This is a genomic window from Amycolatopsis thermoflava N1165 (assembly GCF_000473265.1).
Taxonomy (GTDB): Bacteria; Actinomycetota; Actinomycetes; order Mycobacteriales; family Pseudonocardiaceae; genus Amycolatopsis_E; species Amycolatopsis_E thermoflava.
In genome coordinates, this window is record NZ_KI421511.1 from 6,114,470 (window position 1) to 6,128,772 (window position 14,303).

15 protein-coding genes are annotated in these 14,303 nt (G+C 70.8%); 9 read left to right on the top strand and 6 right to left on the bottom strand.

The genetic code is table 11. From position 1 onward, the window contains the following. The first annotated feature begins 25 nt into the window (after positions 1 to 25). Positions 26 to 1,243, top strand: coding sequence for a lipase family protein (locus AMYTH_RS0130135; protein ID WP_027933373.1), 1,218 nt, complete (start codon positions 26 to 28; stop codon positions 1,241 to 1,243). 11 nt (positions 1,244 to 1,254) lie between these two features. Here AMYTH_RS0130135 and AMYTH_RS0130140 read toward each other — a convergent pair whose 3' ends face one another. After that, the gene (locus tag AMYTH_RS0130140; protein ID WP_027933374.1) at positions 1,255 to 1,662 is read right to left on the bottom strand and encodes a DUF3151 domain-containing protein; all 408 of its coding nucleotides are present in this window, start codon (positions 1,660 to 1,662) and stop codon (positions 1,255 to 1,257) included. Between the two features lie 310 nt (positions 1,663 to 1,972). On the opposite strand from AMYTH_RS0130140, the gene AMYTH_RS0130150 reads away from it, so the two are divergent. After that, entirely contained in the window at positions 1,973 to 3,151 is a 1,179-nt protein-coding gene (locus AMYTH_RS0130150) for a hypothetical protein (protein ID WP_027933375.1), read from the top strand. Here the strand turns inward: AMYTH_RS0130150 and fbaA are convergent. Both fbaA and AMYTH_RS0130160 read right to left on the bottom strand, forming a co-directional pair. After that, positions 3,144 to 4,175: a class II fructose-bisphosphate aldolase gene (fbaA, locus tag AMYTH_RS0130155; RefSeq protein ID WP_017985705.1), complete on the bottom strand. Its 1,032-nt coding sequence runs from the start codon at positions 4,173 to 4,175 to the stop codon at positions 3,144 to 3,146. The two genes, AMYTH_RS0130150 and fbaA, sit on opposite strands and share 8 nt — an antisense overlap. Positions 4,176 to 4,339: 164 nt before the next feature. Beyond that, positions 4,340 to 5,167 (bottom strand): LLM class F420-dependent oxidoreductase, encoded by an 828-nt coding sequence (locus AMYTH_RS0130160; RefSeq protein ID WP_027933376.1) that lies wholly within the window; start codon positions 5,165 to 5,167, stop codon positions 4,340 to 4,342. Between the two features lie 50 nt (positions 5,168 to 5,217). On the opposite strand from AMYTH_RS0130160, the gene AMYTH_RS0130165 reads away from it, so the two are divergent. From AMYTH_RS0130165 to AMYTH_RS0130175, 3 genes are all read left to right on the top strand, one after another. Then, entirely contained in the window at positions 5,218 to 6,141 is a 924-nt protein-coding gene (locus AMYTH_RS0130165; RefSeq protein WP_027933377.1) for an aldo/keto reductase, read from the top strand. A 1,198-nt stretch (positions 6,142 to 7,339) separates the two neighbouring features. Continuing rightward, a complete protein-coding gene (locus AMYTH_RS0130170; RefSeq protein WP_027933378.1) occupies positions 7,340 to 8,218 on the top strand; it encodes an SDR family oxidoreductase in 879 nt (292 codons plus the stop codon). 11 nt (positions 8,219 to 8,229) lie between these two features. Then, positions 8,230 to 8,682, top strand: a complete 453-nt coding sequence (locus tag AMYTH_RS0130175; RefSeq protein WP_027933379.1) for a pyridoxamine 5'-phosphate oxidase family protein — start codon at positions 8,230 to 8,232, stop codon at positions 8,680 to 8,682. On the opposite strand, the gene AMYTH_RS0130180 is transcribed toward AMYTH_RS0130175, so the two are convergent. Further along, positions 8,676 to 8,951, bottom strand: a complete 276-nt coding sequence (locus AMYTH_RS0130180) for a YciI family protein (protein WP_027933380.1) — start codon at positions 8,949 to 8,951, stop codon at positions 8,676 to 8,678. The two genes, AMYTH_RS0130175 and AMYTH_RS0130180, sit on opposite strands and share 7 nt — an antisense overlap. Before the next feature lie 119 nt (positions 8,952 to 9,070). Between AMYTH_RS0130180 and AMYTH_RS0130185 the strand changes: the two genes are divergently transcribed. Together AMYTH_RS0130185 and nagA are read left to right on the top strand one after the other, a co-directional pair. Further along, positions 9,071 to 9,637, top strand: a complete 567-nt coding sequence (locus AMYTH_RS0130185) for a SigE family RNA polymerase sigma factor (protein WP_026153625.1) — start codon at positions 9,071 to 9,073, stop codon at positions 9,635 to 9,637. 40 nt (positions 9,638 to 9,677) lie between these two features. Beyond that, positions 9,678 to 10,802: an N-acetylglucosamine-6-phosphate deacetylase gene (gene nagA, locus AMYTH_RS0130190; RefSeq protein ID WP_027933381.1), complete on the top strand. Its 1,125-nt coding sequence runs from the start codon at positions 9,678 to 9,680 to the stop codon at positions 10,800 to 10,802. Here nagA and AMYTH_RS0130195 read toward each other — a convergent pair whose 3' ends face one another. Further along, complete coding sequence (locus AMYTH_RS0130195; RefSeq protein WP_027933382.1) at positions 10,803 to 11,480, bottom strand: SAVMC3_10250 family protein; 678 nt, start codon at positions 11,478 to 11,480, stop codon at positions 10,803 to 10,805. 115 nt (positions 11,481 to 11,595) lie between these two features. Here AMYTH_RS0130195 and AMYTH_RS0130200 point away from each other — a divergent pair, with 115 nt between their 5' ends. Both AMYTH_RS0130200 and AMYTH_RS0130205 read left to right on the top strand, forming a co-directional pair. Continuing rightward, positions 11,596 to 11,901 carry a hypothetical protein gene (locus AMYTH_RS0130200; RefSeq protein ID WP_027933383.1) on the top strand — a complete coding sequence of 102 codons (306 nt, stop codon included), beginning with the start codon at positions 11,596 to 11,598 and terminating at the stop codon, positions 11,899 to 11,901. A gap of 43 nt (positions 11,902 to 11,944) precedes the next feature. Beyond that, entirely contained in the window at positions 11,945 to 12,658 is a 714-nt protein-coding gene (locus AMYTH_RS0130205; protein ID WP_017985696.1) for a DedA family protein, read from the top strand. Between the two features lie 211 nt (positions 12,659 to 12,869). Here the strand turns inward: AMYTH_RS0130205 and AMYTH_RS0130210 are convergent, their stop codons facing one another. Beyond that, a complete protein-coding gene (locus AMYTH_RS0130210; RefSeq protein WP_027933384.1) occupies positions 12,870 to 14,261 on the bottom strand; it encodes an FAD-binding oxidoreductase in 1,392 nt (463 codons plus the stop codon). Positions 14,262 to 14,303 lie beyond the last annotated feature (42 nt).

Sequence of the window (14,303 nt, forward strand, 5' to 3'; positions counted from 1 at the left end):
GAAAATAGCTCACCGGGGAGCGTTCATGCGCCTTTCGAATCGCCGGCTCGTGGCGATCGTGACCGCGGCGGTCGCCGCGCTGTCGTTGACGACCACGCCCGCCGGCGCCGTGACCTCCTCTGCTGACTTCTACGATCCGCCGGCCACCCTGCCGAGTGACAACGGCGCCATCATCCGTCACGCGCCGAGCGAGTTCTTCCTCGACCCGGTGAAACTGCTCCGCGCTCCCGCCGACGTCGAGCGGATCATGTACCGCAGCACGGACACGCACGGTGACGCCGTCGCGGTCACCGGAACCGTGCTGACGCCGAAGACGCCGTGGTACGGCGCGGGCGACCGGCCGCTCATCGCCTACGCGCCCGGCACGCAGGGCCTCGGCGACCAGTGCGCGCCGTCGAAGGCGCTGGCCGCGGGCGGGGAGTACGAGGGCCCGTTCATCGCCGGCCTGCTCGCGCGCGGCTACGCGGTGGTCGTCACCGACTACGAGGGCCTTGGCACCCCCGGCGTGCACACCTACGTCAACCGCAAGGCCGAGGGCCACGCTGTCCTCGACTCGATCCGCGCGGCGCAGCAGCTACCGGGCGTGCCCGCAGACGGGCCGGTCGCGATCGCCGGCTACTCGCAGGGCGGTGGCGCATCCGCCGCGGCCGCCGAGCTGCAGCCGTCCTACGCGCCGGAGCTGGACCTCAAGGGCGCCTACGCGGGCGCGGTCCCGGCGGACCTCGCCGCGGTCGGCCGCAGCCTGGACGGCGCCTACGCCGTCGGCTTCCTGATGTTCGCGGTCGCGAGCGTCAACTACGCCTACCCCGAGCTGCGCATCACCGACGTCCTCAACGACCGGGGCAAGGCCCTCGAAGCGCAGGTCGAGGACGAGTGCACCGCCGAGTCGATCGTGAACCACGCCTTCACCCGCACCACCGACCTGACCGTCGACGGCCGCTCGATCGGCGAGTACCTGGCCGAGGAGCCATACGCGTCGGTCGTCGAGGAGCAGCGGATCGGGACGCTCGAACCGGAGGTGCCGATGTACGTCGTGCACAGCGCGCTGGACGACATCGTGCCCTACGAGCAGGGCCGGACCATGGCCCGGAACTGGTGCGACGAGGGCGCCACCGTGCAGTTCGACACCCTCGCGGTGCCGACCCACGTCGGTGGCGCCGTCGCCGGCTACCCGGCCGCCTTCGCCTGGCTGGAAGGCCGGTTCGCGGGCAAGGCGGCACCTGACAACTGCGGGGAGTTCTAGATGGTGCGGATCTACTGGAGGCCGGTCGCCGCGGCGGCCGCCGGGTCGGAGTCGGCGATGAACTTCCGGCACCGCTCGTACTCCTCGGTCTCACCGAGGCGCTGGGCCGCCTTGGCGAGGGCGGCGAGGGCACGCAGGAAGCCCTGGTTCGGGCGGTGGTCCCAGGGGATCGGGCCGAAGCCCTTCCACCCGGCGCGGCGCAGCTGATCCAGGCCGCGGTGGTAGCCGGTGCGGGCGAAGGCGTAGGCGGGGACGAACTCGCCCGCCTCCAGCGCCCGCTCGGCCAGCGCCGCCCAGGCCTCGCTGAAGTCGGGGTGCTCGGCGGCCACGTCGGACGGGTCGGTGCCGGCGTCCATCGCGGCCTGCGCGTCCACGCGCTCGGGCAGCCGGGTGGGGTCGGGTTCCAGCAGGTTCGTCATGCTGCCCAGTATCGGCGGCGGCGACTGGGTGCTTGTAAGCGGCGTCGGCCGCTGCCGCCGTGCAGGCGACCGGCACCGGCACCCAGGCCGGGGACACGACCAGGTTTTCAGACGAACAGGCTTGCGAGGACCCCGCTGCCGAGGAGGACGAGAGCGGCGATCAGCACCGTGGCGACGAGACGTTTCGGCATCACGGGCGGACACGATGCCCGCCGCCGCGTGTGGACGCAAGCGTGTCACGCCTCAGGGTGAACCCTGAAATTCCGGCATCTCGCTCCGCCCAGCCCCGCCGACCGTGGATGATGTCCGCATGACGAAGGCGCTCGAGGGGGCCGCCGAGGGTGTCGCCGTGCCGCGCGGACCCATCGGCAAGACCAAGCTTTTCTTCGCCACCCACTGGGTGCGCGGGGTGCCGGGGCAGCCGACGCCCGAGTGGGTGCTGCGGTTCGCCTACGGCATGTGGCTGGTCGCGTTCACCTTCAAGGTGCTCGGCTCGTCCTGGGACATGTCGTGGCACTTCAAGTTCATCCGCGACGACTTCGCCCCGCCGCACCTGATCAACACGGTCGGCACCGGGATCGTCATCGTCCTCGTCGCGATCCACAGCTACACCGGGCTCGGCTGCGACCGCCGGTCGCTGCGGCTGATGCAGGCCGGGCTGGTGATGTTCCTGATCGCCGCGCCGCTGGACGTCATCAACCACCGGGTCAGCGGCCTCGACCTGACCGCGTGGAGCCCCACGCACATGCTGCTCTACATCGGCACCGGCGTGATGCTCGCCGGTGTCATCGACGGCTGGCTGAAGTCCGCGCCGCCGGGCCGGTTCCGCACGCTGGTGCTGACCGGGTTGTGGGTGTTCTTCCTGGAGAACACGTTCTTCCCGAACGGGCAGCAGGAGTACGGCATCATCAGCCTGCGGGCGTGGGAGCGCGGGGCGCCGGAGGCCGAGCCGTCGCTGCTGAGCTTCGCCGCCGAGCAGATCGGGCACCCGGTCGACCGGGTCGCGGTGCTGCACTTCGCGATGCCGATCGCCGACTGGGTCTACCCGCTGTGGGGCATCGGGGTCTCCGCGCTGGTGCTAGCGCTGGCGCGGCACACGATCGGCCGCGCGTGGGCGGCGACCGCGGTGGCCGCCGCGTACGTGGCCTATCGCGCGATCATCTGGCCGCTGCTGGTCGTGGGCACGTTCCCGGCCTCGGCGATCCCGTTCTACCTGCTCGCCGTCGGGCTCGCGGTGGACGTCGCGTTCCGGATCGGGCGGTCGCAGCGGGTGCTGACGCCGCTGGCCGGCGGGCTGCTGGTGACCGCGTTCGGGTACGGCGCGTTGTGGCTGCAGGCGCAGCTGCGGCCGTGGCTGCTCGGCGACGCGCACACCGAGTCCGCGCCGCCGTTCGCCTACTGGCCCGCCCTCGTGGTGCTGGCCGGCCTGCCCGTCCTCTGGTGGGCCCTCACCCGGGTGAGGACCCACCGGGAGGTCGCGGTCAGCTGAGCTTCTGGCCCGCCGACTTGAGGTGCTCGGCGGCCTCGACGATGCGCTTGGCCATGGCGGCCTCGGCCTGCTTGAGGTAGCTGCGCGGGTCGTAGGTCTTCTTGTTGCCGACCTCGCCGTCGATCTTCAGGACGCCGTCGTAGTTCTTGAAGAAGTGGTCGGCGATCGGGCGGGAGAAGGCGTACTGGGTGTCGGTGTCGATGTTCATCTTCACCACGCCGTAGGACACCGCCTCGTGGATCTCGGACAGCAGCGAGCCGGAGCCGCCGTGGAAGACGAGCTCGAACGGCTTGCTGCCCTCGGCGAGGCCCAGCTTCTCGGCCGCGACCTGCTGGCCGCGCTTGAGCACCTCCGGGCGCAGCTTGACCGCGCCGGGCTTGTAGGCGCCGTGCACGTTGCCGAACGTCGCGGCGAGCAGGTAGCGGCCCTTCTCGCCGGTGCCCAGCGCGTCGACGGTCTTCACGAAGTCGCCCTCGGCGGTGTAGAGCTTCTCGTTGATGTCGTTCGAGACGCCGTCCTCTTCACCGCCGACGACGCCGATCTCCACCTCGAGGATGATCTTCGCGGCGGCCGCCTTGGCGAGCAGCTCGGTGGCGATCTCCAGGTTCTCGTCCAGGTCGATGGCCGAGCCGTCCCACATGTGCGACTGGAACAGCGGGTTCTGGCCCTTGTTCACGCGCTCCTGGGACAGGGCGATCAGCGGGCGGACGAAGCCGTCCAGCTTGTCCTTGGGGCAGTGGTCGGTGTGCAGGGCGATGTTGACCGGGTACTTCTCGGCGACGACGTGCGCGAACTCGGCGAGCGCGGTCGCGCCGGTCACCATGTCCTTGACCCGGGTGCCAGAGGCGAACTCGGCGCCACCGGTCGAGATCTGGATGATCCCGTCGCTCTCCGCGTCGGCGAACCCGCGCAGGGCGGCGTTGAGGGTCTCCGACGAGGTCACGTTGATCGCCGGGTACGCGAACTCGCCCGCCTTGGCCCGGTCCAGCATCTCCGCGTAGACCTCGGGGGTGGCGATGGGCATCGTTGGTCCTCCTAGCTGTGGTTCGCCTTCCTTGCCCGAATCGTACGAGGTCGGCGGTGGGAGGACAGTGTGCTGGCTCTCTGCCGCGGAGGTCGGGAACGATCAAGTGAGAAAAGCCGCTCCACCCTGGTGCGGGCGGAGCGGCTTCGGCGGTCTGGGGCGGGTCAGGACAGCAGGGCTTCGCTGATGGCGCGGTAGCCGGGCAGCGGGTCGTCGCCGAGGACCTGGACGCAGACGTGGTCGGCGCCTGCGTCGAGGTGGGCGGTGATGCCGGCGGCGATCGAGTCGATGTCGCCGTGCAGGGCGAGTGCGTCGATCAGCGCGTCGCTGCCGCCGTTGTCGAGGTCGGCCTCGGTCCAGCCGTGGCGGAGCAGGTTGCTGCGGTAGTTGACGAGGTGGAGGTAGGGGTTCTCGATGGTCGGGCGGGCGATGGCGCGGGCCTTCTCCGGGTCGGCCTCGAAAACGATCTTCTGCTCGGGGGCCAGCAGCACGCCGTCGCCGAGGACGCGACGGGCCTCCCGGGTGTGCTCCGGCGTGGTCAGGTACGGGTGCGCGCCCGCGGTGCGCTCGGCGGAGAGCTTGAGGACCTTCGGGCCGAGCGCGGCCAGCGCCCGGGCGGCGACCGGTACGCCGGCCTCGTCCAGGCCGTCGAGGTAGTCGACGATCTTGTCGTAGGGCTTCTGGTACTCCTGCGTCGCCTCCGGGTGGCCGATGCCGACGCCAAGCAGGAAGCGGCCGGGGTGCTTGGCCTCGATGCGGTGCCAGGACGCGCCGACCGTGGCCGCGTCGTCCTTCCACATGTTGACGATGCCCGTGGCGACCTTGATGTTCTCGGTCGCGTCCAGCAGCTCGTCGACGATGGTCAGCTGCCCGTCGGGGGAGCCGCCGATCCAGATCGCGCCGAAGCCGAGGCGTTCGGCTTCGCGCGCCAGGTCCGCGTTCAGCTGGTGCCAGCCGCGCCAGATACCGATCTTGCCGAGTTCGATAGCCATGACCGTCTCAACTCCGGCGGGTGGCCGGTGCATTCCTCTACGTTGGAATCATGGTGAAAATCGGTGATCTCGAGGTGTTCCCGCTGAACCTCGGGGGCAACGTGTTCGGCTGGACGGCCGACGAGGCGCAGTCCTTCGCCGTGCTGGACGCTTACGCGGCAGCCGGTGGCAACTTCATCGACACGGCGGACGTGTACATGGCCCGCATCCCGGGCAATTCGGGCGGCGAGTCCGAGACGATCATCGGCAGGTGGCTGAAGCGCCGTGGCCGCCGGGATGACGTGGTGATCGCGACGAAGGTGGGCAGCTGGGCGGCGCGGCCGGGGGTGAGCGCGAAGAACATCCGCGAGGCGGCGGAGGATTCGCTGCGCCGGTTGCAGACTGATTACCTGGACCTGTACTACGCCCACCGCGATGTGGCGGACGTGCCGCTGGAGGAGACGCTGGGCGCGTTCGACGAGCTGGTGCGAGCCGGGAAGGTGCGGCACCTGGGGGCGTCGAACTACAGCGCCGAGCGCCTGGCGGAGGCGCTGTCCATTTCGGACCGGGAGGGGTTCGCCCGGTACGTCGCGGTGCAGCCGCACTACAACCTGGTGGAGCGCGGTTACGAGCAGGAGCTGGCCCCGCTGGTGGCGCAGGAGGGCCTGGCGACGCTGCCCTACTTCGGCCTGGCGCGCGGCTTCCTGACCGGCAAGTACCGCAGCCGCGAGGCGAGCGGCAGCCCACGCGCCGAGAAGGCGGTGGAGTACCTGGACCACCGGGGCGAGCGGGTGCTGGAGGCGCTGGACGCGATCTCGGCCGCGCACGGGACTTCTCCGGCCGCGGTGGCGCTGGCGTGGCTGGCCGCGCAGCCGACTGTGGTGGCGCCCATCGCCAGTGCCCGGAATGTGGAGCAGTTGACGGATTTGCTGGCCTCGGTGGAGTTGCGGCTGGGGGCGGAGGAGCTGGCTGTTTTGGATGATGCTTCGCAGTAGGTGAGTGGCTCGGTTGGGTTGGGCTTGGGTCGGCGGTGGCTGGCTCGCTCGGGCTGGGTTGCGTTGAGCTCGCGATGGTGGCTGGTTTGGTTGGGCTGGGTTGGTTCGCTCGGGCTGGGCTGGGCTGGGCTGGGCTGGCGATGGTGGCTGGTTTGGTTGGGCTGGGTTGGTTCGCTCGGGCTGGGCTGGGCTGGGCTCGCGACGGTGGCCGATTTGACTGGGCCGGCATGGCGGTAGTGGCGGCGGTTCGGCTGGGCTGGGCTGGCTCGATTGGGTTGGTTTGGGGTCGCGGTGGTGCCCGATTCGGCTGATGCAATTTGGGGCGGCGCGGCTGGCCTTCTCGTGTGAGCGCGCGAGTGGACACCTTGCCCGGGGACCAGTGGACATCTCGTTATGACGCGAGTGGGCACCTCGTGGGCGCACCACCGGACACCTCGCCCGATGCGCAAGTGGGCACCTCGTGACCGCGCGAATGGGCCACTCGCCCGCCACGAGGTGCCCACCGGCGGGTTCACGAGATGCTCATTCGTGCCGCTACGAGGTGCCCACTGGCACCCGCAGGCACGAGGTGCCCAGGGGTGCGGCTGCGAGATGCCCACTGGCGTGCCTGCGAGGTGCCCGGCTCGTGGGACTGCGAGGTGCCCACTCGCGCGGTCGTGAGGTGTCCTTCGGCGGGTGCACGAGGTGCTCGTTCGGGGGGCGCGAGGTGGCCACTGGTGCCCGCCTGCATGAGGTATCCAGTGGTGCGGCTTCGAGATGCCCACTCACGCGCCCACGAGGCGTCCACTCGTGGGGCCGTGAGCGAGGTGCCCACTCGTGGGGCCGTGGAGTGTCCACCGGTGCTGCCGTGAGGTGCCCACCCGCGCGGCGCCCCGAAACCCGACCCAGCGCCAACCGCAGCCCCGGCGCCAACCGCAGCGCCAGGCCCCAGCCGCAGCCGTGGCGCCCCCTCAGCCCAGGCGCCAGCCGCAGGCCTGGCGCCCCCGCTCAGCCTCGGCGCAAACCGCAGCCCCGGGCCCCAGCGCGAACCTCAAACCCAGCCCCGGCGCCAACCTCAAACCCAGCCCCGGCGCCAACCCCAACCCAGCGCCAACCTCAGCCCGAACCCAGCGCAACCCCGAGCCCAAACCCGACCGCCGGCCAAGAACACCCTACTGAGGAGTAGCTTACTCCCGGTAGGTTGGTATATGGTCCGTCCATGGCGAACGTAAAAGGCAAGGTCGTGCTCATCACCGGAGCTGCGCGCGGCATTGGCGCCGGGCTCGCGGAGCGTCTCGCGGCTCGGGGGGCCAAGGTTGCCCTCGTCGGGCTCGAAGCGGACGAACAGCGCAAGGTCGCGGAACGCATCGGGGACTCCGCCAAGGCCTGGGAAGCCGACGTGACCGACTGGGCCGCCCTCGAAAAGGCCACCGCGGGCGTGGTCGAGCACTTCGGCGGCATCGACATCGTCATCGCCAACGCGGGTATCGCCACCACGGGCTTCGTCCGCTCCGTCGACCCCGCGGCATTCGAAAAGGTCATCGAGGTCGACCTGCTCGGCGTGTGGCGCACCTTCCGCGTCACGCTGCCCCACGTCATCGAGCGCCGCGGGTACCTGCTGGCGATCTCCTCCCTCGCGGCGATCACCCACGCCCCCGGGATGGCCAACTACGCCGCCGCGAAGGCCGGCGTCGAGGCGTTCTGCAACAGCCTCCGCGCCGAGGTCGCCCACCTGGGCGTCAAGGTCGGCGTCGCCCACCCGACCTGGATCAAGACCGACCTGGTCGACAGCGCCGACGCGCACCCGGTCTTCGGCAAGCTCCGTGCTGGCATGCCCGGCTTGCTCGGCAAGACCTACCCCCTCAACGTCGCCCTCGACCTCATCGAGGCGGGCGTCCTCAAGCGCGCCCGCGTCATCCACGTGCCCAAGTGGGTCGGCGTGCTCAAGGCCTTCCGCTCGTTCCTCCCGCCGATCGTCGAGCTCGGGGCGCGCACCCGCGTTCCCGCCGCGGACAAGGCCGCGCTGGAGGACATCAAGGCACGCGGCGCACGCGAAGCCGCCATCACCGGGCATGGTGGACGGGCAGCGATCCACTGAGGAGGCCCCGCATGTCCCGCCGTGACCTGATCAAGATGTCCCCCGACGAGGTCCTCGCGTTCCTCGCCGAGCAACGGGTCATCAACGTCGCCACGATCAACCCCAACGGCCGCCCGCACCTGGCGCCGCTCTGGTACGTGCCCCGCGGCGACGGGGTCGCGACCTGGACCTACCGCAAATCGCAGAAGGTCGCCAACCTGCGGCGGCTGCCGCAGGCCACCGTGCTCGTCGAGACCGGCGACACCTACGACAAGCTGCGCGGCGTCCAGTTCGAGGCCGACGTCGAGATCGTCGAGGACACGCCGTCCGTCGCGGAGATCGGCTCGGCCATGGCGGAGCGCTACGGGGGCGGCTCACTCGCCGCCGAGGTGGTCGCCGCCCAGGCGGCCAAGCGCGTCGGGCTGGTGTTCACGCCGACGAAGGTCGTCAGCTGGGACCACACCAAGCTCGGCGGCGTCTACTGAACCCAGGCGCCCAGCGTCGGCTTGAACTCCCGCACCGTGAAGCTCTCCAGGGCGCCTTCGACGACGTACGGATCGGCGTCGAGGACGGCCTGGAGTGCGTCCGCGTCCTCGGCCTGGATCAGGAACGCACCACCCGAGTCGTCGGCGAACGGGCCGGCCACCGCGACCGTGCCCTCCGCGGCGAGCTTGGCGAGGTACTCGCGGTGCCGGGGCCGGACCTCCCCGTACTTCCCCTGGTCGTAAACCGTCTGCACCAGGAACCAGGCCATGCGCACCTCCGTCTGCGTACCTGCTCCGCACGCTACCGGGTGAAGTGAATCAACCGATACGCTGGTTCCCGCGTGTACAGCACGTGGACAACGGTCGGGCCGAGGACAGGCGGGAGTACATGCCGGACGGCAGCGCGGAGCGGAGCGTCGAACGCACGCTCGGGCACTTGCGCACCATGGACGGGGTCGCGCCGGCCCAGCCTGCGGGTCCGCTGACCCTGGAGGATCTGTACAAGATCCACCGGATGCGCCTGGTCCGCCTCGCGATCCTGCTCGTCGACGAACCGGCCACGGCCGAAGACGTCGTGCAGGAGGCGTTCACGGGGCTCTACCGCAACTGGGGCAAGCTGCGCGACGCCGCGTCCGCGGTCGCCTACCTGCGCACCGCGGTGGTCAACGGCTCACGCAGCGTGCTGCGCCGCCGCAAGACGGCCCGCGAGTACGTGCCGCCGCACGTGGTCAACGCCCGGTCCGCGGAGAGCCTCGCGATGCTGTCCAGCGAACACCAGTCGGTGGTGAACGCGCTGTCGAAGCTGCCGCCGCGGCAACGCGAGGTCCTCGTCCTGCGCTACTACGGCGGGCTCTCCGAAGCGGAGATCTCCGAGGTCGCGGGCATTTCGAAGGGCACCGTGAAGTCCACGGCGAGCCGGGCCCTGGAGGCTCTCCAGAAGGCCATGAGTGCCTAAGCTGGTTTAGACCAATATGCTGGAGCCTGTGACGGGTTTCGTGCTGACGGGTGGCAGGCTCGCCCTCCCCGAAGGACTGGTGGACGACGGGTGGCTCGCGGTGTCCGGCGGGGCGATCGCGGGCATCGGCACCGGGACGCCACCGCCGGGCGAGCAGGTGGACGTCGGCGGGTGCTACGTGGTGCCCGGGTTCGTCGACGCGCACTGCCACGGCGGCGGGGGCGGGTCGTTCTCCAGCGGCGACGCGAAGGAGATCGTCACCGCGATCAAGGCCCACCGCAGGCACGGCACCACGACCATGCTGGCGAGCCTGGTGTCCGATCCGGTGCGCACGCTGGTGGACCAGATGGCCGTGCTGCGGGAGCTCGTCGAGGACGGCGAGCTGGCCGGCATCCACCTGGAGGGCCCGTTCATCGCCTCGGCCCGCTGCGGCGCCCACGACCCCGCGGTGCTGCGCGAACCCGACGCGGCGACCGTCGACGCCCTGCTGCGCGCGGGCCGCGGCGCGGTCCGGATGGTGACGCTCGCGCCCGAGCTGAACGGCGGTGTCCGCGCGGTCCGCCAGCTGGCCGAGTCCGGCGTGATCGCCGCGATCGGGCACACCGACGGCACCGAGGAGCAGATCCGCCCGGCCATCGACGCGGGCGCGACCGTCGCGACGCACCTGTTCAACGGCATGCGCCCGCTGCACCACCGCGAGCCCGGCCCGATCGGCGTCCTCCTCGACGACGAGCGCGTCACCGTCGAGCTGATCTGCGACCTCGTCCACGTGCACCCGACGGTGCTGCGGATGGCGGCCCGTTACGCCGGCCGCGGCCGCACGATCCTCATCACGGACGCCATGTCGGCCACCGACGCCGCTGACGGCCGCTACCACCTGGGCCGTCTGGAGGTCGACGTCCGGGACGGCGTGGCGACGCTCGCCGACACCGGTTCGCTCGCCGGCAGCACGCTGACCATGGACGCCGCGTTCCGCAACCTGGTCAAGGGCGCCGGCCTGACCATCCCCGACGCGGTCCGCGCGACCTCGGGACGCCCGGCCGAACTACTGGGCCTCGCCGACCGGCTCGGGTCGCTGCGCACCGGCCTCGCCGCCGACCTGGTGGTGCTGGACGCCGACCTCCGGCCACAGCGGGTGCTGCGGCAGGGCGCCTGGATCGCCTGATCAGGCGGGCGGCTCGACGTGCTCGACGTAGAGCGGCGTCGCGGCCAGCACCGTGCCCGACGGCGTGGGGATCCGCGCGGTGACGCGCGCGTAGCCAGCCAGCCAGGCGGCCGTGAAGCGCGGCTGGAACTCCCGGTCCAGCCAGTTCAGGACCCGCCTCAGCCACCCCGCGAACAGCTGGTTGTCGTCGAGGTCGCTCCGGCCGTTCTCGACGGTCGCTTCGCGCAGCGCATGGGTGAAGTGCAGCCACAGCGAGAACGTCACCTCCCGCCCGGTCGGGTGCTCCGGGTGCCCGGCCCCGAGCAGGTGGGCGCTCGACCCGTGCAGCAGCAGGCGCAGGTCCCCGCCGGACGGGTAGCCGTCGACGGGCTCGCCGACGTCCAGGAAGGTCGCCGCGCCGACCACCACGCCGTAGCTCATCGGCGCCTCGAAGTGCACCCACTGCCCCGGCCGCACGTCCGGGTCGGCGAACCACTTCGGGGCCCGCTCCGAGGCCTCCAGCCGCGCGACCGCGCCCGCGAGCCCCGGCTCGGCCTCCCGCGCCGCCTTGCCGACCTTGAAACCGCCGACCGGGGTGGTCACCTCGGCCTCCACGTCCCGCAGGGCGCCGCCCCGCGCAGGCAGGTCGGGGACGAGCTGCCGGAGCTTCGACGCCGAGACGTAGATCAGCTCACGCATCCCGACATCCTGCCCGACCTCCCCCGCGAGTCCCACGTTCCCAGGCGCGAGTTCCGCGTTCGCGGGTGTGAGTTCCGGCTTCAGCGGCCGGCCACGGTTGATTACGCTGTGCAGGGTGAGCGAGCCGAAGGACCCGGAACGGCTGCTGGCCGAGGCGCTGCAGGCGCAGGCCCGCAGCGCGCCGCACCCCGGCCCGCCGCCGGGCGGGTGGCCGCAGTTCGGCCTGCTGTCCGGCGCGGACGCCAGCTCGCTGGAACGCGAGCGCGCCGCACTGGAAAACCCGGCCGACCGGACCGCCCCGCGGGCGCCGCGCCGGAACGTTCCCCCGGTCCGCCACCTGCCCGCCTACTGGGTCCTCGGCCTCGCCGCGCTCCTCGGTCTCGCGACCGGCGCGGTCATCGGTCTCATCACTCTCCTGTGAGCCCACATACTGCACACAGGGTCACCCTGTACCGTTTTGTGCTGTGATTCTCGCCGAGACCGCGACCACGCTCGCTCTCATGCCGAAGTGGTTCAACCCGGAGTACCTGCTGACCGAGTTCGGCGCGTACGTGATCCTCGGGCTGTGCCTGATCATCTTCATCGAGAGCAGCGTCTTTCCCGTGCTCCCCGGTGACTCGCTGCTGTTCACCGCGGGCCTGTTCGTCGCGCAGGGTTCGATCCACGCGCCGCTGTGGCTGGTCTGCACGCTGGTGACGGTCGCGGCGCTGCTCGGCAACGTCCTCGGCTACGCGATCGGCTGGAAGGCGGGTCCGGCGCTGTTCCGGCGCCCGGATTCGAGGTTCTTCAAGCAGGAGTACGTCGACAAGACGCACGCCTTCCTGGAGAAGCACGGCCCGAAGGCGGTCGTGCTGGCGCGGTTCGTGCCGTTCGTCCGGACGTTCATCACCTGGATCGCGGGCATCGGCCGCATGGACCCGAAGAAGTACTTCACCTACACGGTGATCGGCGGCATCCTGTGGGCCGGTGGCATCACGGCGCTGGGGCACCTGCTCGGCAACATCTCGTTCATCAAGAACAACATCGAGGCCATCTTCATCCTGATCGTGCTGGTCTCGGTGGTGCCGATCATCATCGAGTGGGCGAAGGCCCGCCGCGAGAAGAAGCTGGCCGCCGCCGAGACCCCCGCCGAGTCCGATGCCGAGGTCACGCAGCGGATCCCGCGCATCGAGCGCTGACGTAGACGCACGAAGGCCGCCGCATCCTGCTCGGGTGCGGCGGCCTTTTCGCGTCTCAGGTGGGCGCGATCGCCGGCAGTCCCATCGACCGGGCGCATTCGAGGAAGCGCTTGTCGTAGGTGACGAACGCGGTCAGGTGCCTGCCGAAGATCGCCTGCGCCGTCGCCAGGTGGAACGAAGGCGTCGTACATCAGCCTGGATTGGCAGCATCTCAGGTCATCGAGAACATCGAGCCCGGGTTGAACAGGTCCTCCGGGTCCAGCGCCTGCTTGATCTGCCGGTGCACGCGCATGCCCACCGGACCGATCTCGCGCTCCAGCCACTCCTTCTTGATCTTGCCGACGCCGTGCTCGCCGGTCACCGTGCCGCCCAGCTTCAGCCCCACGTCGAGGATCTCGTCGAACGCGCGCCGCGCCCTGGCGAACTCGTCCTCGTCGTCCGGCTGGTAGACGATCGTCGGGTGCATGTTGCCGTCGCCGGCGTGCCCGACCACGGCGATGCGCAGCCCGACCTCCTCGCTGATCCGCTGGCAGCCCGCGATCAGCTCGGCGATCCGCGTCCGCGGCACGGACACGTCGTCGGTCAGCCACACGCCGTACTGCTCCAGCGCGGTCAGCACCACCCGCCGCGCCTGCATCAGCATCCGGCCCTCTTCGAGGTCGTCCGTCGCGTACGTCATCGTCGCGCCGCAGTCGTTGCAGATCTGCTCCAGCGCGGCCAGCTCGCGCCGCGCCACCTCGCCGCCCGCGTCGGACTGGCACAGCAGCAGCGCCTGGCAGTCGGAACCGGCGCCGAGGTCCGTCCGGAGGTACGTCTCGGCCGCCTTGATCGAGCTGGCGTCCATGATCTCCATCAGTGAGGGCACCAGGCCCTCGCGCACGGTCCGCGCCACCGCGGTGCCGGCCGCCTCCGTCGTGTCGAACCCGGCGACCAGCGTGCCCGGCGCCTGCGGCAGCGGCTTCAGCGCGACCGTGGCCTGCGTGATCACCCCGAGCGTGCCCTCGCTGCCGACGAACAGCCGCGCCAGGTCGTAGCCCGCCACGCCCTTCACCGTGCGGCGGCCGGTCTTCAGCAGCGACCCGTCGGCGAGCACGACCTCCAGGCCCAGCACCGAGTCGGTGGTCACGCCGTACTTCACGCAGCACAGCCCGCCCGCGTTGGTGGACAGGTTGCCGCCGATCGTGCACCAGTCGTAGCTGGACGGGTCCGGCGGGTAGAACAGGCCGTGCTTCTCCACGGCGTTGCGGAAGTCGAGGTTGACCACGCCGGGTTGCACGACGGCGAGCCGGTTGCCCGCGTCGATCTCGACGATCTGGTCCAGCTTGGTCATCACGAGCACGACGCACCCGTCGATGGCGTTCGCGGCGCCCGACAACCCGCTGCCCGCGCCGCGCGGCACGATCGGCACCTTCGCCTCGGCGCACGCGCGGACCACCGCCTGCACGCCTTCGACGTCCGAGGGCAGCACCACCGCCAACGGCCGGCCCGACGGGGCCAGCGGCATCATGTCGCGGGAGTAGCTCCCGGTGACGTCCGCATCGGTCAGAACAGCGTCCTTGCCCAGCTCGGCGCGCAGTTTCGTCAGCAAAGCGTCGGTGCTCATGCATCTATGGTAGTGCCCATCACGTCCGCAGTGCGGAAAAAT